Source organism: Streptomyces sp. NPDC047841 (genome assembly GCF_040704085.1).
GTDB classification, from domain to species: Bacteria; Actinomycetota; Actinomycetes; order Streptomycetales; family Streptomycetaceae; genus Streptomyces; species Streptomyces argyrophylli.
The window spans coordinates 14,221-37,172 of record NZ_JBEYRP010000021.1; the positions used below are offsets into that span (position 1 = coordinate 14,221).

Annotated in this window: 24 protein-coding genes; 14 read left to right on the forward strand and 10 right to left on the reverse strand. The window is 73.5% G+C overall.

Annotation, left to right across the window (positions count from 1 at the left end; all coding sequences use genetic code 11):
* The first annotated feature begins 30 nt into the window (after window positions 1–30).
* Window positions 31–1,017: a 2,3,4,5-tetrahydropyridine-2,6-dicarboxylate N-succinyltransferase gene (gene dapD, locus AB0947_RS30920; RefSeq protein ID WP_366753655.1), complete on the forward strand. Its 987-nt coding sequence runs from the start codon at window positions 31–33 to the stop codon at window positions 1,015–1,017.
* A 41-nt stretch (window positions 1,018–1,058) separates the two neighbouring features.
* Here the strand turns inward: dapD and dapA are convergent, their stop codons facing one another.
* Window positions 1,059–1,961, reverse strand: coding sequence for a 4-hydroxy-tetrahydrodipicolinate synthase (gene dapA / locus AB0947_RS30925; RefSeq protein WP_366753656.1), 903 nt, complete (start codon window positions 1,959–1,961; stop codon window positions 1,059–1,061).
* Between the two features lie 167 nt (window positions 1,962–2,128).
* On the opposite strand from dapA, the gene AB0947_RS30930 reads away from it, so the two are divergent.
* The 4 genes from AB0947_RS30930 to AB0947_RS30945 are packed head-to-tail and all read left to right on the forward strand — an operon-like array spanning window position 2,129 to window position 3,970.
* Window positions 2,129–2,278 carry a hypothetical protein gene (locus tag AB0947_RS30930; protein ID WP_366753657.1) on the forward strand — a complete coding sequence of 50 codons (150 nt, stop codon included), beginning with the start codon at window positions 2,129–2,131 and terminating at the stop codon, window positions 2,276–2,278.
* Complete coding sequence (locus AB0947_RS30935; RefSeq protein ID WP_366753658.1) at window positions 2,275–2,967, forward strand: hypothetical protein; 693 nt, start codon at window positions 2,275–2,277, stop codon at window positions 2,965–2,967. The genes AB0947_RS30930 and AB0947_RS30935 overlap by 4 nt, the downstream gene beginning before the upstream one ends.
* A gap of 53 nt (window positions 2,968–3,020) precedes the next feature.
* Window positions 3,021–3,440 (forward strand): phage holin family protein, encoded by a 420-nt coding sequence (locus AB0947_RS30940; protein ID WP_366753659.1) that lies wholly within the window; start codon window positions 3,021–3,023, stop codon window positions 3,438–3,440.
* Entirely contained in the window at window positions 3,437–3,970 is a 534-nt protein-coding gene (locus AB0947_RS30945; RefSeq protein ID WP_366753660.1) for a DUF3618 domain-containing protein, read from the forward strand. Before AB0947_RS30940 ends, AB0947_RS30945 begins: the two co-directional genes overlap by 4 nt.
* Window positions 3,971–4,024: 54 nt before the next feature.
* Here AB0947_RS30945 and AB0947_RS30950 read toward each other — a convergent pair whose 3' ends face one another.
* Window positions 4,025–5,851 (reverse strand): endonuclease/exonuclease/phosphatase family protein, encoded by a 1,827-nt coding sequence (locus AB0947_RS30950; RefSeq protein ID WP_366753661.1) that lies wholly within the window; start codon window positions 5,849–5,851, stop codon window positions 4,025–4,027.
* Window positions 5,852–6,115: 264 nt separating this feature from the next.
* On the opposite strand from AB0947_RS30950, the gene AB0947_RS30955 reads away from it, so the two are divergent.
* The 3 genes from AB0947_RS30955 (at window position 6,116) to AB0947_RS30965 (ending at window position 9,959) form a co-directional block, all read left to right on the forward strand.
* Complete coding sequence (locus tag AB0947_RS30955; RefSeq protein WP_366753662.1) at window positions 6,116–7,543, forward strand: hypothetical protein; 1,428 nt, start codon at window positions 6,116–6,118, stop codon at window positions 7,541–7,543.
* A 187-nt stretch (window positions 7,544–7,730) separates the two neighbouring features.
* The gene (locus AB0947_RS30960; protein ID WP_366753663.1) at window positions 7,731–9,182 is read left to right on the forward strand and encodes an alkaline phosphatase PhoX; all 1,452 of its coding nucleotides are present in this window, start codon (window positions 7,731–7,733) and stop codon (window positions 9,180–9,182) included.
* A gap of 204 nt (window positions 9,183–9,386) precedes the next feature.
* The gene (locus AB0947_RS30965; protein WP_366753664.1) at window positions 9,387–9,959 is read left to right on the forward strand and encodes a helix-turn-helix domain-containing protein; all 573 of its coding nucleotides are present in this window, start codon (window positions 9,387–9,389) and stop codon (window positions 9,957–9,959) included.
* A gap of 76 nt (window positions 9,960–10,035) precedes the next feature.
* On the opposite strand, the gene AB0947_RS30970 is transcribed toward AB0947_RS30965, so the two are convergent.
* The 7 genes from AB0947_RS30970 to AB0947_RS31000 form a co-directional block, all read right to left on the reverse strand.
* Entirely contained in the window at window positions 10,036–11,232 is a 1,197-nt protein-coding gene (locus tag AB0947_RS30970; protein WP_366753665.1) for a TerD family protein, read from the reverse strand.
* A gap of 87 nt (window positions 11,233–11,319) precedes the next feature.
* The gene (locus AB0947_RS30975; RefSeq protein WP_366753666.1) at window positions 11,320–12,309 is read right to left on the reverse strand and encodes a zinc-dependent alcohol dehydrogenase family protein; all 990 of its coding nucleotides are present in this window, start codon (window positions 12,307–12,309) and stop codon (window positions 11,320–11,322) included.
* Window positions 12,306–13,133, reverse strand: a complete 828-nt coding sequence (locus tag AB0947_RS30980) for a carbohydrate ABC transporter permease (RefSeq protein WP_366753667.1) — start codon at window positions 13,131–13,133, stop codon at window positions 12,306–12,308. Before AB0947_RS30980 ends, AB0947_RS30975 begins: the two co-directional genes overlap by 4 nt.
* Window positions 13,130–14,068 (reverse strand): sugar ABC transporter permease, encoded by a 939-nt coding sequence (locus AB0947_RS30985; RefSeq protein ID WP_366753668.1) that lies wholly within the window; start codon window positions 14,066–14,068, stop codon window positions 13,130–13,132. The genes AB0947_RS30980 and AB0947_RS30985 overlap by 4 nt, the downstream gene beginning before the upstream one ends.
* Complete coding sequence (locus tag AB0947_RS30990) at window positions 14,065–15,435, reverse strand: sugar ABC transporter substrate-binding protein (protein ID WP_366753669.1); 1,371 nt, start codon at window positions 15,433–15,435, stop codon at window positions 14,065–14,067. Before AB0947_RS30990 ends, AB0947_RS30985 begins: the two co-directional genes overlap by 4 nt.
* 86 nt (window positions 15,436–15,521) lie before the next feature.
* Window positions 15,522–16,292 carry a DeoR/GlpR family DNA-binding transcription regulator gene (locus AB0947_RS30995; protein ID WP_366753670.1) on the reverse strand — a complete coding sequence of 257 codons (771 nt, stop codon included), beginning with the start codon at window positions 16,290–16,292 and terminating at the stop codon, window positions 15,522–15,524.
* Between the two features lie 282 nt (window positions 16,293–16,574).
* Window positions 16,575–17,384, reverse strand: a complete 810-nt coding sequence (locus tag AB0947_RS31000; protein WP_366753671.1) for an NAD(P)-dependent oxidoreductase — start codon at window positions 17,382–17,384, stop codon at window positions 16,575–16,577.
* Window positions 17,385–17,596: 212 nt separating this feature from the next.
* Between AB0947_RS31000 and AB0947_RS31005 the strand changes: the two genes are divergently transcribed.
* The gene (locus tag AB0947_RS31005) at window positions 17,597–18,538 is read left to right on the forward strand and encodes a 5-dehydro-4-deoxyglucarate dehydratase (RefSeq protein ID WP_366753672.1); all 942 of its coding nucleotides are present in this window, start codon (window positions 17,597–17,599) and stop codon (window positions 18,536–18,538) included.
* Window positions 18,539–18,572: 34 nt separating this feature from the next.
* Window positions 18,573–19,736 carry a hypothetical protein gene (locus AB0947_RS31010; protein WP_366753673.1) on the forward strand — a complete coding sequence of 388 codons (1,164 nt, stop codon included), beginning with the start codon at window positions 18,573–18,575 and terminating at the stop codon, window positions 19,734–19,736.
* Between the two features lie 22 nt (window positions 19,737–19,758).
* On the opposite strand, the gene AB0947_RS31015 is transcribed toward AB0947_RS31010, so the two are convergent.
* The gene (locus AB0947_RS31015) at window positions 19,759–20,964 is read right to left on the reverse strand and encodes an MFS transporter (protein ID WP_366753674.1); all 1,206 of its coding nucleotides are present in this window, start codon (window positions 20,962–20,964) and stop codon (window positions 19,759–19,761) included.
* Between the two features lie 151 nt (window positions 20,965–21,115).
* On the opposite strand from AB0947_RS31015, the gene AB0947_RS31020 reads away from it, so the two are divergent.
* The 4 genes from AB0947_RS31020 (at window position 21,116) to AB0947_RS31035 (ending at window position 22,884) form a co-directional block, all read left to right on the forward strand.
* Complete coding sequence (locus AB0947_RS31020; protein WP_366753675.1) at window positions 21,116–21,562, forward strand: DUF6010 family protein; 447 nt, start codon at window positions 21,116–21,118, stop codon at window positions 21,560–21,562.
* Between the two features lie 2 nt (window positions 21,563–21,564).
* Window positions 21,565–22,152 (forward strand): TIGR03086 family metal-binding protein, encoded by a 588-nt coding sequence (locus AB0947_RS31025; RefSeq protein ID WP_366753676.1) that lies wholly within the window; start codon window positions 21,565–21,567, stop codon window positions 22,150–22,152.
* 113 nt (window positions 22,153–22,265) lie between these two features.
* Window positions 22,266–22,571 (forward strand): hypothetical protein, encoded by a 306-nt coding sequence (locus AB0947_RS31030; protein ID WP_366753677.1) that lies wholly within the window; start codon window positions 22,266–22,268, stop codon window positions 22,569–22,571.
* Window positions 22,572–22,608: 37 nt separating this feature from the next.
* Window positions 22,609–22,884 carry a hypothetical protein gene (locus AB0947_RS31035; protein WP_366753678.1) on the forward strand — a complete coding sequence of 92 codons (276 nt, stop codon included), beginning with the start codon at window positions 22,609–22,611 and terminating at the stop codon, window positions 22,882–22,884.
* Window positions 22,885–22,952: the final 68 nt, after the last annotated feature.

The window sequence follows — 22,952 nt, forward strand, 5'->3', positions numbered from 1 at the left end:
CACCACCCCGCCCACGTTAGGTTTTCTCCCATGACCGAGTCTGCAACCCGTACCACCGGCGCCGTCGCCGCCGGCCTCGCCACGATCGCCTCCGACGGCACCGTTCTCGACACCTGGTTCCCGGCCCCCGAGCTGGTCGAGGAGCCGGGTCCGGCCGGCACCGAGCGGCTGACCGCCGAGCAGGCGGCCCAGCTGCTGGGCGGCGGCGCGACCGCGGCGACCGGCCCGGACGCCCGCCGGGGCGTCGAGGTGGTCGCGGTCCGCACGGTCATCGCCTCGCTGGACGAGAAGCCGATCGACGCCCACGACGTCTACCTGCGCCTGCACCTGCTCTCGCACCGCCTGGTCAAGCCGCACGGCCAGAACCTGGACGGCATCTTCGGCCACCTCGCCAACGTCGCCTGGACCTCGCTCGGCCCGGTCGCCGTGGACGACATCGAGAAGGTGCGCCTGAACGCCCGCGCCGAGGGCCTGCACCTCCAGGTGACCTCGATCGACAAGTTCCCGCGCATGACGGACTACGTCGCCCCGAAGGGCGTGCGCATCGCCGACGCCGACCGGGTCCGCCTCGGCGCGCACCTCGCGGCGGGCACCACGGTCATGCACGAGGGTTTCGTCAACTTCAACGCCGGCACCCTCGGCACCTCCATGGTCGAGGGCCGGATCTCCGCGGGTGTCGTGGTCGGCGACGGCTCGGACATCGGCGGCGGCGCCTCCACCATGGGCACCCTCTCGGGCGGCGGCAACGTGATCATCTCCATCGGCGAGCGCTGCCTGGTCGGCGCCGAGGCGGGCGTCGGCATCGCGCTCGGCGACGAGTGCGTGGTCGAGGCCGGCCTGTACATCACCGCGGGCACCCGCATCACCATGCCCGACGGGCAGATCGTCAAGGCCCGCGAGCTGAACGGCGCCTCGAACATCCTCTTCCGCCGCAACTCGGTCACCGGCACGGTCGAGGCCCGCCCGAACAACGCGGTCTGGGGCGGCCTGAACGACATCCTGCACAGCCACAACTGATCACGGGCGGCCATGACCCGCGGCCGCCCCCTCGGTCACCGTCAGCTCGCCGTGAGCGCGCGGTACGTCCTCAGCAGCCCGTCGGCCGTCTTCCGGTCGGCGGGCAGCAGGGGGGCGCGGACCGGGCCCGCGGGCAGGCCGAGGCGGGTGAGGAGGGCCTTCGCGGTGACCGTGCCGGGCAGGCCCGCGCCCGTCATCGCCTCGGTCAGCGGGGTCAGGGCCCGCTGGAGTCCGGCCGCGCGGGCGGTGTCGCCGGCGTCGAACGCGGCCGGGATGGCCGCGACCCGGTCCGGTACGGCGTTCGCGACCGTGCTCACACAGCCCGCCGCGCCGACCGCGTACAGCGCGAGTACATGCTCGTCGCAGCCCGCGTAGTAGGCCAACTCCGTGCGCTCAAGCACCTTCAGGGTGCCGAGGAAGTCGTAGGAGCAGTCCTTGACGGCGACGATCCGCGGGTGGTCCGCGAGGCGGATCATCGTGTCCGGTTCGATCCGGGTGCCCGTGCGGCCCGGGATGTCGTAGAGCATCACCGGCAGGTCGCTCGCGTCGGCGACCTGGAGGAAGTGGGCGGCCACGGCCTCCTGCGGGGGCCGGCTGTAGTACGGCGTCACGACCAGGACACCGTCGGCGCCCGACTTCCCGGCCGCCAGCGCCAGCTCCACCGTGTGCCGGGTGTCGGACGTGCCCACGCCCGCGACCAGCGAGGCCCGGCCGCCGACCGCCTCCCGCACGGCCGCGACCAGCCGCGCCTTCTCCTCGTCCGTGGTGGTCGGCGACTCGCCGGTGGTGCCGTTGAGGACCAGGCCGTCACAGCCCTCCGCCACCAGATGCGCGGCCAGCCGCTGGGCGCCGTCCAGGTCGAGGGCGCCCTCCTCGGTGAACGGCGTGATCATGGCGCAGAGGGTGCGGCCGAAAGGGGCGGGCCCGCGGGTACTCGTGGTCATGAGAGTAGTCTCGGCCCTACAACCGTGAAGCTCTACTTAAATCTCCTACGAGGTATCGGTAAGAGTTGCTGAATCGGGCCGGGGGCGGGCCGAGGCCCTGTGTCCAACTCGGCGCATCATGGGTCACTATGGGCGGAGGGTCACCGACGACTGTCATGGGAGGCGCCATGAAGCTCGGCAAGGCACTGGCCACCGGGGTCGCGCAGGAGCGGCCGGCCGTCCGGGAGGAGAAGCCGCAGGTCCCCGAGGAGACCGTCCGCACGGACGCGGCCGAACCGGCCGGGCCGGTCCGCGAAGAGGTCCCGGCCGCCCGATGAGGCTGCGGCTCCCGGCGGAACGCCCGACGGAGCCGCCGACCGGCTACAAGATCGCCCACCCGGTGCTGTCCCAGGACGGCACCCGGGCCGGGTTCACCGGTGTGTCGCTCGGCGGCGCGCTGCCGTACGGCGTCCTGGACGACGCCTCCTGCGTCTACGGCTTCCGGCACCGCCCGCCGGCCCGCCGGTGCGACTGCGGTTTCCACTGCGTGCACGACCGGGCGGCGGCCGAGGCGCTGCTGTGCACCGCCGAGCACCGCGCGGCCGTCCTGCTGGAGGTCTCCGTCCTCGGCGCCTACATCCGCTTCGAACGCGGCTTCCGCTCCGCCCGGCAGCGGGTGCGCACGGCCACGGCCGGACCCTGCGGCTGCGGCGCCGCAGCCGTCGCGCTGGCCGACGCCGGCTGGGGCCGGCCGGGCTGGCGGGTCCTCGCACCCGTCTGCGCGGGCTGCGTGCGCGGGCGGGCGCCGGTCTCGCTCGCGGGGTTCGCCCGGCTGGCCGGGCACGGGCTCCGGGTGATCGCGGGCGCCGCCGGTGGCGCCCCCGCCCCCGGGTTGACAGCGGGCGGCGAGCCGGGCGTGCCCGAACTCGTCGCCGAGGCCGCCCTGTTGCAGGCGCGCCTGGACTGGTTCCAGTCCCAACTCGCGCGTCTCGGCGAACGCGGACCCGGCGGCACCGGGCAGGGCTAACGACCTTCGGCCCGGGTACCCGGCAGTTCCGCACTGAGAGGAGGCGGAACGCCGTGACCGTGACCCCGCACACCAGGCCCGCGGCCGACGGGCACCCCTCCACGGGCGAACTCGTCGGCCGGGCCACCGAACAGCTCTCCCGGCTGCTGCGGCAGGAGGTCGCCCTCGCCAAGGAGGAGCTGGCCGAGAAAGGACGCCGAGCCGGACGCGGCGGCGGCATGCTGGGCGCCGCCGGCGCCGTCGGCTACGTCGGGCTGATCACCCTGGCCGGAGCGGCCGCCGCCGCCCTCTCCCTGGCGCTGCCCGTGTGGGCGGCGGCGCTCATCGTGGCAGCGGTGTTCTTCGCCGTCGCCGGCCTGCTGGCCGCGACCGGCCGCGCCCAGCTGCGCCGTGCCGCCCCGCCCACGCCCGAGAGGACGCTCGGCAGTGTCAGGGCGGACGTCGACGCCATCAGGGAAAGGGCACACCGATGACGCACAGGAACGCGCACGGCTCGGGCGCCAAGGGCCCCGACGAGCTGCGACGGCAGATCGAACAGACCCGGAGCCAGCTCGGCGACACCGTCGCCCAGCTGGTGGACCGGGTCGATGTGAAGGGCCGGGCCCGGGCACGCGCCGCCGACCTGAGGGACAAGGCCGGCGCCATGACCGTCCAGCTGCGCGCCGGCGCCGCCCAGGCGGGGCACGGCGTGCAGGACCGGGCGGCCAAGGCGGGCCACGTGGTCCAGGACCGTGCCGCGCGGGCCGGCCACACCGCGCAGGAACGGATGACCAGGGCCGGGCACCTGGTGCAGGAGCAGGCCGGACACGGCCGGCACGCCCTGCGGGACCGGGCGGCCCACGCCGGTCGCACCGCGGAGCACGACACGCGGGTCCCGGGCCCGGTGCGGTCCGCCGTGAGCGCCGCGATGCGGCACCCCCGGCAGGCCCTGATCATCGGCGCGGCGGGCGCCGCCGTCCTCGGCGTGGCCGTGGCCTGGCGCCGGATCGACCGCTGCCGGTGAGCACGGGACGGCGGGACCGGCCGGGCGTGGAGCCGGGCCGGTCCCGCCGCCGTGTCACGGACGGAACCGCAGCACCTGCGGGTCGTGGTCGCTGATCTGGTCGCTGAACTCCGAGTTGATGTGCACGCTGTCGTACTCGAAGTCGCAGCCGCGGCGGATCGCCGGGCTGATCAGGATCTGGTCCAGGACCTGCTGGTTGCCCTGGTAGTCATAGGTGTAACGCTCGCTCTTCGGCAGCGACTTGATCGCCGACCACAGCTCGCCGTCGCCCTCCAGGATCCGCGCGGTTTCGGAGAACTCGAAGTCGTTCATGTCGCCGAGCGCGATGACGTCCGCGTTCTTCTGCACGGACAGGATGTCCTTGACGAACGCGTTCACCTCGGTCGCCTGGGCGTGCCGCTGGATCTCCGAGCTGCGCACCGGCGGCTGGTACTGCGAGGCCAGCCCCTGGTCGCCGCCCTTGGAGTTGAGGTGGTTCGCGATCACGAAGATGGTCTTGCCGCGGAAGACGAACTCGCCCGCGAGCGGCTTGCGGCTGTTGTTCCAGGCCGCGTTCGCCGGGTCGATCCGGCCCGGGGACACCGTCAGCTGGGCCTTGCCGCGCACCTTGGTGACGCCGACGGCGGTGGTCGAGTCGCCGCCCGCGCGGTCCGTGAAGGACACCCGCTCCGGGTTGTACAGGAACACCTGGCGGATGTTGCCGCCGGGCTCGCCGCCGTCCTGGTCGTTGACCGGGTTGACCGAGCGCCAGTCGTACCGCGGGCCGCCCGCCGCGACGATCGCGTTGATCAGCTTCGTCACCGTCCGGTCCGCGTCGACCGTGCCGTCGTCCGTGGCGCCGTTGTTGTCCTGGATCTCCTCCAGGGACACGATGTCCGGCGACTGGAGGTTGTGCACGATCGCGGAGGCGTGCTGGTCGAAGGTGGTGTCCGACGGGTCGAGGTTCTCGACGTTGTAGGTCGCCACCGCCAGCTCGCGGTCCGACTGCCTCCGCGTCGTCTCCCGCTCCAGGCCCGCGCTCTTCAGCGTGCCGAGCTCGCTCGCGACGAGGGTGTAGCCGCCGTACTGGTTGAAGTCCAGCGGGCCGGTGGTGGTGCCCTCCAGCGTGTCGCCGACGTTCGCCTTCGGGAAGCCGGCGGTCGGGCCCAGCGACTGGATCTGGAGCCGGCCGGTGTTCTGGGAGTCGTAGGAGCCGTAGACCGTGCCGCCACGCTGGCTGCGGTGCTCCCACGGCTTCACGGTGACCCACAGCTCGCTGTACGGGTCGGTGGCGGTGACCACGCGAGCGTCGGCGACCTGGACGTTCATGCCCTCCAGGGACTCGTAGTAGTCCAGGGCGTACGCGGACGGGTCCAGGGGGAGGCCGTTGATCGAGTTGGCGGCGGCGGCGTCGCCGGTGGGCGCGTACGCGTCCGGCACCGCGTCCTCGTCGACGACGACCGGCGCGGGGACCGCGTTGCCCGTGGAGACGGTGGTGATCACCGGCTTGGTGATCTCCGTCAGCGACTGGTTGCCGGAGGAGGCGCCGCCCGGGACGAACTCGGAGACGGTACCGGTCACCTTCACCGCGTCACCGACCGCGACCTTCGGCGTGGAGCTGGTGAAGACGAACACGCCCTCGCTGGTGGCCGGGTTGTCGTCCGGGGTCGGGTCCTGGAGCCAGAACCCCTTGGAGGAGCCGTACGTGCGCGTGGCCGTGACGATGCCGGGCACGTCCGTCACCTTCTGCCCGGCGAACGGGGATATCCGGGTCGTGCCCTGGATGTCGTGGACGCGCACCGAGTCGGCGTGCGCGGGGGAGGTGAGGGCGACGGCGGAGGCCGCGCTGCAGACGGCGGCGACGGTGAACGCGGCGAGGCGCGCGGAAGACCTGCTCGGCAAGGGATCCCTCCGGGGACGTGACGATGCGCCGGGACGAGGGTGGAACGGGAGCGTGTGGGGGTGGTGGCCCTGTGTGACAAGCAGAGAGCCGAGTGAACAGTTGTCCCCCCACTTCTACGCGCGTCAATCTCCTGCCTGGCCCCCGGAGTTGTCAAGGTTTCGGCCATGGACGGCCGCTTACGGTGAGATGAACCGGGCGGCATGGGTGGAAATCCGTCTAGGCTGAGCGGCTGAGTCCGTTCACGGTCCGAGGAGAACCAGCCGATGTCAGACAGCTCCCCCCTGCCGCCCGTACGGCTGCATCCCGAAGCGGAGCTGGCGCGCGCCGCGCTGTCCACGCCGTTGCTCTCCCGCGCGGCCCGTCTCGCCCGCTGGGCCGGGCCCGGCACCCGCGTCGACGCCGGCGGCGGGCTGGCCGAGGAGCAGTTGCCGGCCGCCGTGGAACTGCTCGGACTGAGCGGTGACGACGCCGCCGCCTGCGCGAGCGAGGCCTGGCGGATCGCCGTGGACGCCGGTCTGGTCGAGATCGTGGACGAGGAGGCCGGCACCGTGCGGGCCGGCGAGGAGCTGGGGCTGCTCACCGGCGGCGCCCCGCGGGACGTGCTCACCGTGTGGCTGGCCGCGCTGGAGACCGTGATCGCCGACGCGGCCGTCCCCGACCTGGACGGCCTGGTCGACGCGCTGGACGAGGGCGGCGAGGTCGATTTCTCGTCACTCGGCTGGGACCCGCAGGCCGAGGCGGAGTTCCTCGACGGCGTCCTCGGCAACCTCTACCTGGTGACCGTCAGTGAGGACGGCCCCGGCGACGGCACCGTCCCGCTGCCCGCCCTCGCCGCCTCCATGCTCGTGCCCGACGGCATGGGCGAGCCGACCAACGACGTCCTGGAGCAGGTCTCCGACGCGATGATGCGGCTGGACGACCAGTTCCGGGTGCTCGAGCCGGTCGGACTCGTGGACTACCGGCCGGTGGACGAGGCGCTGATGGCCGACACCGACGAGGAGCCCGCCGCGACCGTGGACGACACCGACGTCGCCCGCTACGGCATGGTCCGCCTCACCCCGCTCGGCGTGTACGGGCTGCGGGCACGGCTGCTGGAGGCCGGGTTCGAGGCGCCGGCCGTCGGTGACCTGGCCGACAAGGGCGCGGACGTCCTGCTCGACGGCACCGCCCGGTTCGGCCAGTCCGCCGCCCGGGCCGAGACCGAGCAGTGGCTGGCCCGGCGCGAACCGCTCGCGGCGGCACGGGAGTTGCTGGCGGCGGCGCGCGGCGCGGACGCCGGGGCCCCGCTGCGCAGGCTCCGCTGCCAGCAGGCGCTGTCGCTGGTCGGCGCGGAGGCCGAACCCGCGCTGCGCGAGGTGCTGGACGACCCCGAGCTGGGCGGTCTCGCCCGGGTGTGGCTGAGCGAGCGGGGTGCCGCCGGGGTGCCGGCACCCTCCGAGGACATGGTGTTCTGGCTGACCGTCGACACACTGGCCGCACAGCTGGCGGCCGAGGGCAACTCCGAGGAGCTCCAGGCCCTCGTGGAGGGGCTGGCCGCCCACCACAGCGGGTTCTTCGCGGCGGCCTGGCGGGTGGAGCACCCCGCCACCGCCGAGGTGCTGGACGCGATGGGGCGGCTGCACCCGGACAAGAAGGTGGCCAAGCAGGCGCGCAAGGCGGCGTTCAAGGCGCGCTCCCAGCACGGGGGCTGAGAGCCCGGCCGGTCGCGGGCCGGGCCGGTGCCTTTTGCTGGCGATGGGGTAGTGCGTACGGATTCTTGAACAAGGACCGGTGTAGTAGTCCGGCGTTCAACTCGCGTTCACGAGTGGGCGGGAGCGTGTGCGCCGAACCGAGGCCCCCACCCTCCACGGCACTATCACCGTCGTCACAGGAGACACCATGTCGCTCACCCGCAGGGACTTCGCCAGGAAATCCGCGATCACCGGTGCCGGGGTCGCCCTGGCGGGCAGCGTCGGCGCCCTCGCCACCGCGCCGAACGCCCTCGCCGCCACGGACGCCGGGAGCGCCGAGGCCGAGTCCGCGCACGGGGGCCACCACCACGGCGTCGGCTACGGCCCGCTGATCGCCGACCCCAAGGGCATCCTCGCCCTGCCCGCCGGCTTCTCCTACAAGATCATCACGTACAGCGGCAGGACCAAGCTGGAGTCCGGCGAGTTCACCCCGTCCAACCACGACGGCACGGCCACCTTCGAGGGCCCACGCGGCACCACCCTCCTCGTCAACAACCACGAGCTGGCCGGCGCCCGCGCCCAGTGGCCGCACCCGGTGCCGCTCACCGAGGGCCTGGTCTACGACCCGGCGGCGGCCGGCGGCTGCACCGTCGTCGAGGTCCGCCACGGCGGCGAGGTCGCCGAGTGGGTGGGCATCGCCGGCACCGCCACCAACTGTGCCGGCGGCAGCACCCCCTGGGGCACCTGGCTGACCTGCGAGGAGACCGAGGACAAGGCCGGCAAGAACGGCTTCACCAAGGACCACGGCTACGTCTTCGAGGTCGACCCGGAGGACCGCCGGGCCAACCGCGACCCCAAGCCGGTCAAGGCGCTGGGCCGCTACGCCCACGAGGCCGTCGTGGTCGATCCCAAGCGCGGCCACGTCTACCTCACCGAGGACGCCTCCGGCCCCAACGGCCTGTTCTACCGCTGGACCCCGCCGGAGGGCTTCCGCCACGGCCGGGGCAAGCTGCGCACCCTCGCCGACGACGCGGGCGTGCTCCAGGCGTTCAAGTGCTTCGACTCCGGCGGCAAGTTCGTGGACGACCTGTCCCGCGCCACCAGGATCGGCACCGTGTACGGCGTCGACTGGGTGGACGTCCCCGACCGTGACGCCAGGACCGTCTCGGTGCGCAAGCAGTTCACCGACGGCCAGGTCACCCGCGCCCGCAAGCTGGAGGGCATGTGGTGGGGTGACGGGGGCGTCTACGTCGTCTCCTCCTACGCCCGCCAGGAGAGCCCGGTCCAGCACGACGGCCAGGTCTGGTTCTACGACCCCAAGCGCCGCACGCTGACGCTGAAGGTGCTGCTCGGCGTGAACCCCGACCCGGCGGAGGACGGCGCCTTCGACGGCCCCGACAACATCACCGTCTCCCCGTACGGCGGCCTGGTCATCGCCGAGGACGGCGAGGGCGTCCAGCACCTGTTCGGGGCCACCGACAGCGGCCGGACGTACCCGATCGCCCGCAACGAGCTGAACATCGGCACCGCCGAGGCGCCGGAGTACAGCGAGTTCACCGGCGTCACCTTCTCGCCCGACGGCAAGACCCTCTTCGCCAACATCCAGACGCCCGGCATCATGCTCGCCATCACCGGTCCCTGGAAGCGGCAGGTCCGCTAGGTCCTGTCGTCGAACTCCTGTCGGCGCTGAGCGACGGCCCGGCGTGGGGATGCCACGCCGGGCCGCCGCCGTCCCACCGCACGGCGTCTCCCGCCGCGTCCGGGGCGCGAGCGTGCCGCTGCGTGCCTCCCGCCGGGACCGGCGCCGGGACGCCTGCGCCGGATACCCTGCGGAGACGGTCCCCGGTTCGCGAGGAGTGAGTGGATGACGCAGGGCAGGCCCATGCGCGCCGACGCCCGGCGCAACTACGCGCGGCTGCTGAAGGCGGCGGCCGAGGCCTTCGCGGAGCACGGGGAGAACGCGTCGCTCGACGACATCGCCAAGCGGGCGGGTGTCGGCTCGGGCACCCTCTACCGGCACTTCCCGACCCGGCAGGCGCTGCTGGAGGCGGCGTACGTGGACCGGATCGAGGCGTTCGGGGTACGCGCCGACGAGCTGGCGGGTGAACGGCCGCCGGGCGAGGCGCTCGGGGAGTGGCTGTACGAGCTGGCGGTGGGCTCCCTCCAGGTGCGGGGGATGAGGGCCCTGCTCGGCTCGGCGGTGACGGAGCACGGCGGCGCGGCGGCGCTGACGGCGTGCGGGACCGTGGTGCACGGCGCGGTGACCCGGCTGGTGCAGGCGGCGCAGGCGGAGGGCACGCTGCGCCGGGACGTGGAGCCGATCGACGTGCTGCGCCTGACCCACGGGGTGACCTCGGCGGCGGAGCTCGCCGGGGCGGGGGAGCGGGAGATCCGGCGGTACCTGGAGCTGCTGACGGAGGGCTTGCGGGCCGGCTGAGGCGCCGCCGTGGCCGGCCCGGCGCGGGGGCCCGCCGCACACCGCCGCGGGCCCGCGCGCCACCGTCGCCGCGGGCTTACAGAGCCCGTGCCCCCGGCTCCACCATGTTCCGTACGGTGCGGGCCTTCACGAACTCGCCCAGCGCCGTCATGTCCCACTCGCCGGAGAACTGGCGGATGAGCTTGGCCATCAACACGCCGGTCCGGGCCTCCGTGCCGGTGAGGTCGAAGCGGACCAGCTCCTCGCCGGAGAAGGCGTCGACCAGACGGCAGTACGCCTTGGCGATCTCGGTGAACTTCTGCCCGGAGAAGGAGTTCACGGTGAAGACGAGACCGGTGACCTCCTGGGGCAGCCGGCCCAGGTCGACCGTGATGACCTCGTCGTCGCCCCCGCCCTCGCCGGTCAGGTTGTCCCCGGAGTGCCGGATCGCGCCGTTCAGGATCGTCAGCTTGCCGAAGTAGCAGCTGTCGATGTGGTTGCGCTGCGGGCCGTAGGCGATGACCGAGGCGTCCAGGTCGATGTCCTTGCCGCGGAACGCCGGTTCCCAGCCGAGGCCCATCCGCACCTGGGACAGCAGCGGCCGGCCGCCCTTGATGAGGGACACCGTCTGGTTCTTCTGCAGGCTGACCCGGCCCTTGTCCAGGTTGATCTTCCCGGCGCCCGGCGCGGGAGCGGGCGGCGGTGCCACCGGCTGCGGGGGAGCGGCCACAGGGGCGGCGGCCGGCTGCGGCGGTGCGGCCGGCTGCGGCGGTGCGGCCGGTGCGGCCGGAGCCGCGGCCGGTTCCTCCACCGTCACGCCGAAGTCGGTCGCGATGCCCGCGAGCCCGTTGGCGTACCCCTGCCCGACGGCCCGCGCCTTCCACTGGTCGCCCCGGCGGTAGATCTCCACGACCACCAGCGCGGTCTCGTCGCCGAGCTGCGGCGGGGTGAACGTCGCCAGCACGGCACCGCCGTCGGCGTCCCGGACCGTGGCCGTCGGCTCGATGCCCCGGAAGGTCTGGCCGGCCGCGTCCGGGCTGGCGGTGACGACGATCTTCTCGATCTCCGGCGGCACGGCGGCCGTGTCGACCGTGACCGCGTCCGGCGCCGTACCGCCTCCCGACCGGTACGCCACGCCGGGCCCCGTGGGCTGGTTGTAGAAGATGAAGTCGTCGTCGGAGCGCACCTTGCCGTCACCGGTGAGCAGCAGGCCCGACACGTCGAGCCGCACCGGAGCGGAGACGTCCACGGTCACGCGCGCGGCCGGGAGAGGGATGTTCGAGCCAGGGGTCATAGCTGTCATGCCGGGAGAACGAACGACACCGCTTTACCGTTCCCTTACCCACCCCCTAATCGGCTCAGGGTCCCGCCCCCCATCGGCTCAGGGCACCACCACGATCTTCCGGCCCACCCCCGCCGCGAACTGCTCCAGCGCCTGCGGGTACCGCTCCAGCGGGATCCGGTCGCTGATGAAGACGCCCGGGTCCAGCACGCCGTTCGCGAACAGCTCGGCCGCCCGCTCGAAGCTGTGCAGCACCGCCATGGAGCCGGTGATCGTGATCTCCTGGTTGTAGATCCGGTACGGGTCGATCGTCACGCGGGTCGCGTAGTCCGCCACCCCGAACTGCAGGAACGTGCCCGCCTTCGCGACCCGGTCCAGGCCGTCCTGGATCGCCGCCGCGTTGCCGGTCGCGTCGATCACCACGTCCCAGCCCCGCGGGCGGTCCAGTTCGTCGGCGTTCGCCGCGGCCCCCGAGACGCCGAGCAGCCGGGCCGTCTCCAGGCGGGCCGGGTTGACGTCGACCACGTCCACGCTCGCCGCGCCGGTCCGCTTGGCCAGCTCCAGCATCATCAGGCCCATGGTCCCGGAGCCGTAGATCAGCACGTGGGCGCCCAGGCGGGCCCGCAGCACGTCGTAGCCGCGCACCGCGCAGGACAGGGGCTCCACCAGGGCCGCGTCCTCGGTGCGGACGTGGTCGGGCAGCTTCACGCAGTTGGCGACCGGCGCCACCGCGTACCGTGCCGCGCCGCCCGCCGTCGTCACGCCGATCGCCGCCCACCGCTCGCACAGGTTGTTGTGGCCCGTGCGGCAGTAGCGGCACTCGTGGCAGTACAGCGAGGGGTCCACGGCCACCCGGTCGCCGACGGCCACCTCGGTGACCTGGGTGCCGACGCCGACGACCTCGCCCGCGAACTCGTGCCCGGGGACGATCGGCAGCTTGGGCGCGAACTCGCCCTGAAGGATGTGCAGGTCGGTGCCGCACAGGCCGCAGGCCGCGACCTCGACGACCACATCGCGGGGGCCCGGCGTCGGGTCGGGCACCTCGGTGACGACGGCTCGGCCCACGGACTCGATGACGGCGGCCTTCATTTCACGGCTCCCAACGACAGGCCCTGGACCAGTTTGTCCTGGGCGGCGAACCCCGCGGCGAGCACCGGCAGGGAGATGACGAGCGACGCGGCGCACACCTTGGCCAGGAACAGGCCCTGGCTGGTGATGAAGCCGGTCAGGAAGACGGGGGCGGTCTCGGCGATCACGCCCGTCAGGACCCGGGCGAACAGCAGTTCGTTCCAGCTGAAGATGAAGCAGATCAGGGCGGTGGCGGCGATGCCCGGCAGCGCGATCGGGGCCACCACGCGCGCGAGGATCACCGGCAGCCGGGCGCCGTCCACCCGCGCCGCCTCGATGACCGCGACCGGCACCTCGGCGAGGAAGGACTGCATCATCCACACCGCGATCGGCAGGTTCATGGAGGTGTACAGCACGACCAGGAGCCAGATGTTGTCGAGCATCCCGGCGTTCTTGGCGAAGAGGTAGACCGGCAGCAGGCCCGCCACGGCCGGCAGCATCTTGGTGGACAGGAAGAAGAACAGGACGTCGGTCCACTTCCGCACCGGCCGGATCGACAGCGCGTAGGCCGCCGGGAGGGCCAGCAGCAGGATCAGGAGCGTCGAGGCGACCGACGCCACCGTGGAGTTGACCAGCGCGGGCCACGGGCTCGCCCCGCCGCCGGTGCCGAAGAACTCGCGGTAGCCGTCGAGCGTCAGCGAGGCGGTGAAGGACGGCGGGTTGGTCGCCGCGTCCGCCTCGGAGTGGAAGGACGTCAGGGCCATCCACGCGATGGGCAGGAAGAAGACGATGCCGGCCAGCCAGGCCACCAGGCCGAGTCCGTTACGACGCAGTACGGCGGTCATGCGCGGGACACCTCCTCGCGGAACAGGGACGACACCACGCGCAGGGCGAAGGTCGCGATGACGATCGAGCCGATGACGACCAGGACGCCGGCGGCCGAGGCCAGGCCGTTCTCGTGGGCCTGGTAGAAGCTCTGGTAGACGGTGTAGGGCAGGTTGGCCGTGCCCAGGCCACCGGAGGTGATCGTGAAGACCGCGTCGAAGTTCTGGACGATGTAGATCGACCCGAGCAGCGCGCCCAGTTCCAGGTAGCGGCGCAGGTGGGGCAGGGTCAGGTGGCGGAAGATCTGCCAGTCGCTCGCGCCGTCGACCCGCGCGGCCTCGATCTGCTGCTGGTCCCGGCTCTGGAGCCCGGCCAGCAGGATCAGCATCATGAACGGCGTCCACTGCCATACCAGGGAGGCCTCGACCGCGAGCAGCGGGGTGCGGGAGACCCAGTCCGGCTGTGGCCCGCCCACATAGTGCAGCAACCCGTTGAGCAAGCCGTACTCGGGGTTGTAGAGCACATGCTTCCACAGCAGCGCGGCGGCCACCGGCACCACCAGGAAGGGCGCGATGAGCAGCGTGCGGACGATGCCCCGGCCGCGGAACCGCCGGTCCAGCAGCAGTGCCAGCGCCAGCCCGATGACCAGGCTGGCCAGCACCACGGCCGCCGTGAGCAGCACGGTCGTCCACACCGAGTGGCGCAGGCCGGCGTCGGTGAGCACTTGGCGGTAGTTGTCCAGGCCGGTGAAGCGGCGGGCCTTGGGGTAGAGGGCGTTCCAGTCGAAGAAGGAGATCACCAGCGTGGCCACGAAGGGCAGCTGGGTCACCACGATCATGAACACGAGGGCCGGCAGGAGCGGGGCGCGGGTGGCCCAGGCGCGCAGCCGGGCCGGGGGCCGGCCGACCGTGCGTGCGGGTGTGGCCGCGAGGGGGGCCGTGGTCGTCGCTGTCATCGTCCCTCGTACTCCTTGGAGATCTTCTCGGCGAGTGCTTGAGACTTCTTCAGGGCCGCGTCGACGGACTGGCGTCCGGCGATGGCCGCGCTGATCTCCTGGGAGACCTTGGTGCCGAGGTCGGTGAACTCGGGGATGCCGACGAACTGGATGCCGGGCGCGGGCCGCGGCTGCACCCCGGGGTCGTTCGGCCGGGCGCTCTCGATGGCCTCCTTGGTCATCTCCTGGAACGCGGCGGCCGACTCGCGGTAGTCGGCGTTGGTGTAGGTCGACGCCCGCTTGCCCGCCGGGACGTTCGACCAGCCGCTGGTCTCGCCGACCAGCCGCTCGTACCCCTTGCCCGACGCCCAGGAGACGAACTTCCAGGCCTTGTCGGGGTTGCGGGACGCCTGCTGGATGCCCCAGGCCCAGGTGTAGAGCCAGCCGGAGGACGCGGTGCGCTCGACGGGGGCGGGGGCGTAGCCGAGCTTGCCCTTGACCGGGGAGCCGGCCGCCTCCAGCAGTCCGGCCGCGGAGGTGGCGTCGTACCACATGGCGACCTTGCCCTGGGTCATGTTGTTCAGGCATTCGGCGAAGCCGGACTGGGCGGCGCCGGACTCGCCGTGCTCGCGGACGAGGCCGACGTAGAACTTCGTCGCCTTCTCGAACGCTGGGGCGTCCAGCCGTGCCTTCCAGTCCGTGTCGAACCAGGTGCCGCCGAAGGTGTTGACGACCGTGGTCAGCGGTGCCATCAGCTCGCCCCAGCCGGGCAGCCCGCGCAGGCAGATGCCCCGCATGCCCGGCCGGGCACCGTCCACCCGCGCGGCCAGGCCGGCGACCTGCTGCCAGGTGGGACGCTCGGGCATGGTCAGGCCCTTCGCCGCGAACACGTCCTTGCGGTACATGAGGAAGGACGACTCGCCGTAGAAGGGCTGTCCGTAGAGCTTGCCGTCGTCGCCGGTGAGGGACTGGCGCATCGGCTTGAGCACGTCCCGCTCGTCGTACGACGGGTCCTTCGCGACGTACGAGTTCATCTCGTGCAGCCAGCCGTTGCGGGCGTAGATCGGTATCTCGTAGTTGGACAGGGTGGCCACGTCGTACTGGCCGGCCTGGTTGGCGAAGTCCTGGCTGATCTTGTCGCGGACGTCGTTCTCGGGCAGGACCGTGAAGTTGACCTTGATGCCGGTGTCCTTGGTGAAGTGGGCGGCGGTCAGCTTCTGCAACTCGGTCATCTGCGGGTTGTTGACCATCAGGACGTTGATGGAGTCGCCGCCGGAACCGGTCCCGCCGGCACCGGCCCAGCAGCCGGAGAGCAGCGGGGCGAGCAGCGTCCCTGCGGCGGCCAGGGCGAGCGTGGCTCGCGGCCTCCGTCGGCTCGGGGTGCGCATGGATCGCTCCTGGAGGAAGGGGGGAAGGGGGACATAAGGGGCGCCCGACGGTGCGGAGCACCCCTGGAGGGGGACGGATCGCGGAATCAGACCCGGATGACCTGCGGGCCCAGCAGGGAGTAGCGGTGGGCCTCGGCGGCCGGGAGCAGGGTGCTGGTCACGATCGCCTCCAGCGCGCCGATCTCCGCGAACCGGCAGAAGCTGACCGCGCCGAACTTGGTGTGCACGCCCGCGAAGACCGTGCGGCGGGAGGCCCGGACGGCCTGCGCCTTCACCTCGCTGACCGCCGGATCGGGGGTGGTCAGGCCGTGTTCGCGGGAGATGCCGTTGGCCCCGATGTAGGCGAGGTCGATCACGAAGCCGGCCAGCATCTTCGTCGTCCAGTGGTCGACGGTGGCCAGCGTGCCCGGACGGACCCGGCCGCCGAGCAGCAGCACGGAGACCTGGTCGGCCTCCGCCAGGGCGCCCGCGACCGGCAGGGACGCGGTGACCACGGTCAGCGGCCGGCCCCTGGGCAGCGCCTCGGCGATGAGCTGGGGGGTGAAGCCCTCGTCGACGAAGACCGTCTCGGCGTCCCCGAGCAGTTCGGCCGCCGCGGCGGCGATCCGGCGCTTCTCGGGCACGTGGCTGGTGGCGCGGAAGGCGAGGGTCGTCTCAAACCCGGCGCTCTCCACCGGGTAGGCGCCGCCGTGGGTGCGGCGGACCAGGCCGTGGTCCTCCAGGGCGCGCAGATCGCGCCGGATGGTCTCCTTGGCCACGCCCAGGTCGGCGGCGAGCGCGGTGACGTCCACGGAGCCGGTGGCGCGGGCGGCCCGCACGATCTCGCGCTGGCGTTCTTCCGCCGTCCTGGTGGTCATGTCGTCACCCACTTCCCTGTGGACCTGCCCGTTCGGGCCCATGGGGGAAGTTCTACCGTCGGCGCGCGGCGCTGACCAGGTCTGTTGCGGGCCCGATACTGCCCGCTTGTGCCCGCTTCGCGCGGGCCGTGCCCGTCGCGGACCTGCGCGGGTGTCCGGGGCGGGGTGGGATCGGGCACGGCGGATGCCCGGACACGGCGGCGGGCGGGCCCGTTCGGTGCCCGCCCGCGCGCGGAGACGGTCGTTTCCGGCCGCCGGTGCCCCCGGGGAGCCGGCGGAGCGTCAGTACGGCCAGATCGGCGGGTCGTTCACGAAGTGCCCGCCCAGGTGGCCGTGGGCCGGGTTCTCCGGGTCCAGCTCGCCCTGCTCGGCGATGAGCTTCGCGGCGTACGGCTCGGAGTCGTCCCGGGGGTCGTAGCCGAGTGCCCGCGCGGTGCTCAGGTCCCACCACAGGCGGGTGTTGGCGGAGGAGCCGTAGACGACCGTGTGGCCGACCCGCTCGGCGGTCAGGGCCGCGTGGAAGAGCCGGGCGCCGTCGGCCGGGCTCATCCACACCGACAGCATGCGGACGCTGGTGGGCTCCGGGAAACAGGAGCCGATGCGCACCGAGACGGTCTCCAGGCCGTGCTTGTCCCAGTAGAGCTGGGCCAGGTCCTCGCCGAAGGACTTCGACAGGCCGTAGAAGGTGTCCGGGCGGCGCGGGGTGTCGACGGGGATCAGCGGCTCGCCCGCGCGCGGGGCGGGGGTGAAGCCGACGGCGTGGTTGGAGGAGGCGAAGACGATCCGCGGCACGCCCGCGAGACGGGCGGCCTCGTACAGGTTGTAGGTGCCCTCGATGTTCGACCTGAGGATCTTCTCGAACGGGGCCTCCAGGGAGATCCCCGCCAGGTGCAGGACCGCGTCCACGCCCCGTACGGCCTCGCGCAGCGCCTCCTCGTCGGCGAGGTCGGCGGTGATCGCGTCGGGCTCGCCCTCGACGGGGCGCACGTCGAGCAGGCGCAGCGTGTAGCCGTACTCCGGCAGCAGGGACCGCATCAGGGTGCCGAGCCCGCCGGCGGCGCCGGTGAGCAGGATCGTGCGGGGAGCGGGCATCCTCGGTTCTCCTTGTGGCCAGTATTCACATACGTGGACACGCTAGAGAGTTCACCGGGCACCGTCAAGTGTCGCGTGATGTCGGGGAATTCGCTCCCGATCGTGCGAGTTTGCGTGCTTGACCCGCCGCGACACGGCCGTTTAGCGTGGTCACGTTCAGAAATATGGACGTGGATCAGAAACATGTACCGGCGTGTCTCAAGGGAGAGTCCGTGACGCCAGCCCCTCTGACCGAACGGCTCAGCGATCCGCGCGGGCCGCTGTTCTTCCCCGTCACGGCCTACGGCCCCGGCGGCTCGCTCGACCTGGACGCCTACCGCACCCATGTGCGCCACGGTGTCGCGGCCGGTGCCGCCGCCGTCTTCGCCTGCTGCGGCACCGGGGAGTTCCACGCACTGCTGCCCGAGGAGTTCGAGGCCTGCGTCGAGGCGGCCGTCGAGGCGGCCGAGGGGCGCGTCCCGGTCGTCGCGGGCGCCGGTTACGGTACCGCCCTCGCCGTCCGCTACGCGCGCATCGCCGCCGGTGCGGGCGCCGACGGCCTCCTCGCCATGCCGCCCTACCTCGTGCTCGCCGGCCAGGAGGGCCTGCTGCGGCACTACCGGGAGGTCGCCGCCGCCACCGACCTGCCCGTCATCGTCTACCAGCGCGACAACGCCGTCTTCACCCCGGCGACCGTGGTCGGACTGGCCCGCACCGACGGTGTCATCGGCCTCAAGGACGGCCTCGGCGACCTCGACCTCATGCAGCGGGTCGTGAGCGCGGTCCGCACCGAGGTGCCCGGCGACTTCCTGTACTTCAACGGCCTGCCCACCGCCGAGCAGACCCAGCTCGCCTACCGCGCCCTCGGCATCACCCTCTACTCCTCCGCGGTGTTCTGCTTCGCGCCGGAGATCGCCCTCGCCTTCCACCGGGCCCTGCGGACGGACGACCTGCCCACCGCCCACCGCCTCCTGGACGGCTTCTACCGCCCGTTCGTGGAACTGCGCGCCCAGGGCCGCGGATACGCCGTCTCCCTCGTCAAGGCCGGGGTCCGGCTGCGCGGCCTCGACGTCGGCGAGGTCCGGCCCCCGCTGCACGAGCCCGCCGAGGAACACGTCAAACAACTCGCCCGGCTCATCGAACGCGGCTACGAACTGCTGGAGGAGGACGCGTGAGCGAGCACGGCCACGCCCTGCCGGGGGAGGACGCGTGAAGGCGTCGGCGTTCGTCTACCCCTGGGACGTCAACGGGGACCCCGCCGCCCCGGAGCGGATCGCCGGACTCGGTGTGGAGCAGGTGACCCTGGCCTCCGCCTACCACTCCACCCGCGCCCTCACCCCCCGCCACCCCCGCCACCGCATCGTCACCGCCGAGTACGCGGCCGTCCTCTACCCGCCGGGCGACCGCTGGGCGGGCCGCGGCCTGCGGCCCTACCCCGCCGGCCGCTGGGCCCCCGGCAACGCCCACGGCGAGGCCGCCGAAGCCCTCGCCGCGGCCGGCCTGGAGGTGCACACCTGGGTCGTCCTCGCCCACAACTCCCGCCTGGGCGCCGAACACCCGGACACCTCGGTCGTCAACGCCTACGGCGACCGCTACCCGTGGGCCCCCTGCGTCGCCCAGCCCGCCACGCGCGCGTACCTGGTCGACCTGGCCACCGAGGCCGCCGTGCGCCCCGGCGCGCGCGGCACCGAACTGGAGTCCCTCGGCTGGTACGGGCTCCAGCACCTGCACGCCCACGACAAGACCGCAGGCGTCGGCCTCGGGGACGCCGGGCAGTACCTGATGTCCCTGTGCTTCTGCCCGTCCTGCCGCACCGGCTACGGCGAGCGGGGACTGGACGCCGACGCGCTGGCCGGGGCCGTGCGCGGCGCGCTGGAGCCGCTGTGGCGGGGCGCGGCGGACGACGAGGGCTGGCCGACGGTGGAGAAGCTGCTCGGCGGGGACACGGCGGCCGCCACGCGCGCGTGGCGCGACACCACCGCCCGCACCCTCCAGGAGGAGGCCGTCACCGCCGTACGCGCCGCCGCACCGGACGGCTTCCAGATCCTGCTGCACGCCGACCCGGTCCCGTACCACTGCGGCGCCAACGTGGGCGTCGACCCCGCCCACATCCTGTCCCTGGCCGACGGCGTGGTGGTGCCCTGCACCGGCGGAACGGCCCTGCTGGCGCCCTTCGCCGCCCAGGCGCGCGAGGGCACGGTGCTGGCCGCCAACCTCACGGTCGTCGCGGGGCTGGGCGGCAGCCCCACCACCCTCGCGGCGGACGCGGCACGCGCGCGTGCCGAAGGAGCGACGGAACTGCGGCTGTACCACGCCGGGCTGGCGTCGGACGCGGACCTGGCGGCGGTCCGGGAGGCACTGGCGGCGCGCTGAACGGCCGTGGAGCGCGGCCCCCTCACTCCGGGGACCCGGTCGCGCTCGCGGTGCGCCGGGCCAGCGGCGCGGCCGTCAGCAGGAGCGCCAAGCCGTACAGCGGCAGCAGCAGCCCGGGGCCGGCCAGTTCGACCAGGCCGGCCCCCACGGCGAGGCCGAGCACGTTCGGGGTGAAGAGCAGCGTGCCGGCGGTGGCCGTCGCCCGCCCCAGCAGTGGGCCGGGGGTCTCCCGCTGCACCGCCGTCAGCGCGGCGACCAGCACACAGGGCAGACCCAGGCCGCACGCCACGCTGGTGGCCAGGGCCACCGGGTCCCACGGCACGGCCCGTGCCACCACCGCGGCCCCGGTCAGCGCGATCCCGGCCGCCGCGAACCGCCGCCCGCCCAGCCTGCGCAGCGCCGGCCCGGCCAGCAGCCCCGCCGCCACAGAACCGGCGCCCTGGGCGGCGTACAGCACGCCGGTGTACGCGGGGGAGTGGCCGAGGCGGTCCACCACGGCGTACACCGTGGTGCCGCTCAGCGCCGTCAGGAGCATCGCCGTACCGCCCGCCCGGAGCAGCGGGCGCAGCACGGGGTGGCCCCACAGGTGCCGGACGCCCTGCGTGGTCTGCCTCCGCCAGCCGTCGCCGGACCGGACGGGCCGCTCCTCACGCACCCGCAGCAGGCCGCACAGCCCGGCGGCGAGCAGGAAGGTGACGGCGTCCAGGCAGGCCACGGCCGGGCCGCCCCAGGCCGCGTAGAGGCCCGCCCCGGTCAGCGGGGCGACGAGCTTCATGCCCTCGGTGAGCGTCATCCGCAGCCCGTTGACGTCACCGAGCAGCTCCGGGCCGACCGCCGCGGTCAGCAGCGCCGACTCGGCGGCGTCGTGGACGGCGCCGGCCGCGCCGTACACCACCAGGACGGCGAACAGCAGCCACAGGCGGCCGGGGGAGCCGACGGCGAACAGGACGGGCAGCAGCGCCGCGAGGCCCAGGTTCACCGTGATGAGCAGGGGCCTGCGGCGGAACCGGTCGGCGAGCGTGCCGAGCGCCGGGCCGGCGAGGGCGGGCGCCCACATCGCGAGCAGGCACAGGGCGGCCAGCCCGTCCGAGCCGGTCAGCTCCTTCACCCACACACCCGACGCCAGCCACAGCGAGGAGGTGCCGAAGGCGGATACCACCAGGCCGGTGAGGCACAGCCCCGCGTTGCGGTCCCGCAGCACGCGGGCGACGGTCCAGGAAGTCGTCATGCCCGCTCATCGTGGGCCTAAGGCGGGGGGCCGCGGATCGGGCAGGTGACCTAGACACGGCGGACGGCCACCGGCGTGACGGCGACAATCCGTCGGAACCTGGCACTGGAGCCCCTGGGGCGCCGGGGCCCGGAAACCTACCGTCGACCGCATGCGCTACCTGGCCCCCCTTCTCGTCGGTCTGCTCTACGTCACCCTCATGTCCCTCGTCCCGGAACCCCACCGGCGCCGCCTCAACGCGGTCATGGTCGCCGGCGCGGGGGCCGCCTACCTCAGCGGCGGCGGCCTCGGCGGCTGGGAGTTCGCGTTCACGGCGCTCGCCACCTGCGTCGCCTTCAAGGGCCTGGACTCGTGGGCGTTCATCGGCGTCGGCTGGCTGCTGCACACCGCGTGGGACGTCGTCCACCAGCTCAAGGGCCACCCGATCATCCCCTTCGCGCACGACTCGTCGTTCGGCTGCGCGCTGTGCGACCCGGTGATCGCCGTCTGGTGCCTCGGCGGCGGCCGCGCGCCGTGGGAGCCGCTGCGCCGCACCGATGAGTTTCCCGGGGCCCGCCGGTCAGCCCTTCGTACGCGGAGCACGACCCCGAAGGAGTGACCATGACCCAGGTGGACCTCGGCCCGCAGGCCAGGATCGTGGCGCGGCTCGCCGGATCGGTGACGGACGAGCAGCTCACCGCCGCCACACCGTGCCCGCAGTACGCGGTGCGCGACCTGCTGGGCCACCTGCTGACGCTGTCCGTGGCCTTCCGGGACGCCGCCCGCAAGGACCTCGGCGCGACCACCGACACCCGCCCGGACGCCGCCGCCCGGGACCTCGGCCCCGGCTGGCGCGAGGAGCTGCCCAAGGCGCTGGACGAGCTGGCCGACGCCTGGCGGGACCCGGCCGCCTGGACCGGCGGCACCCGCGCCGGCGGGGTGGACCTGCCGGGTGCGCTCGCGGGCGCCGTCGTCGCCGACGAGCTGGTGATCCACGGCTGGGACCTGGCCCGCGCCACCGGCCGGGAGTACGCCCCGGACCCGGCCGCCCTCGACTCGGCCCTCGCCTTCCTCCGCGCGGCGGCCGACGACCCCGGCCGCGGCAACGGCGCCTTCGGCCCGGTCGTCCCGGTCCCCGCGAACGCGCCGTCGCTGGACCGGGCCGTCGCCTTCAGCGGCCGGGACCCCGGGTGGCCGCACCGGTCCTGACCCGGGCGGTCCCGACCCGGGCCGGACGGTGGCGGCCGGGCGGCGGAAGCGGCGCGTCGGGCCTACGGTGACCCTGGGAGGGGGCGAGCCGAACGGGTACGGAGGGAGCCGCCATGCAGGAGCACTACGTGTGGGTGACGACGCGCCGCCTTCAGCCGGGCACGCTGGAGGACTTCGAGCGGGCGTGGCGCCCGGAGCCCGCGCCGCAGGGCCTGCACCGGGCCTACGCGTACTGGTCCGAGGACGGACGGGAGATCACCGGGGTGTCGTTCTGGGCCTCCCGCGAGGCGTGCGACGCGTGGCGCGCCTCCGAGGCGGAGGGGCGCCGGCGGGCGGCCATGGCCCCCTTCGTCGCCGAGGAGCGCGAAGGCTTCTACCGCGGCCGTGAACTCGGCCTGCCCGGCGCCACCGGCGGGTGAACGGGCCGCGCCGGGCCGCCGCGCCTACCGTGGAGACATGAGCGGGATCGTCGTCCTGTACGAGCGCGAACAGCAGGTGGCCGCGCGCACCCCCGCGGCCGGGCCGCCCGGCGCGGAACGGCTCCCCCGCAGGGTGCACGCGGCGCCCACCGCCCCCGGCAGGCCCGACGCCGCCGGCCCGCGCACCCTGTGCGGCAGGGACACCTTCGCCATGACGAAGGCCCCCCGCACGCCGCGCCCCGGGGAGCCGTGGTACCCCGCCGCGTACGCGTCCCTGGTGTGCCCGGACTGCGACGCGGTGATGGAGGTCTGACCGGTGCGATGAGCCCCGGTGCACGACTTCCTTTGTCACAACCATTGACGAAAACCGAGCCCCCTCCT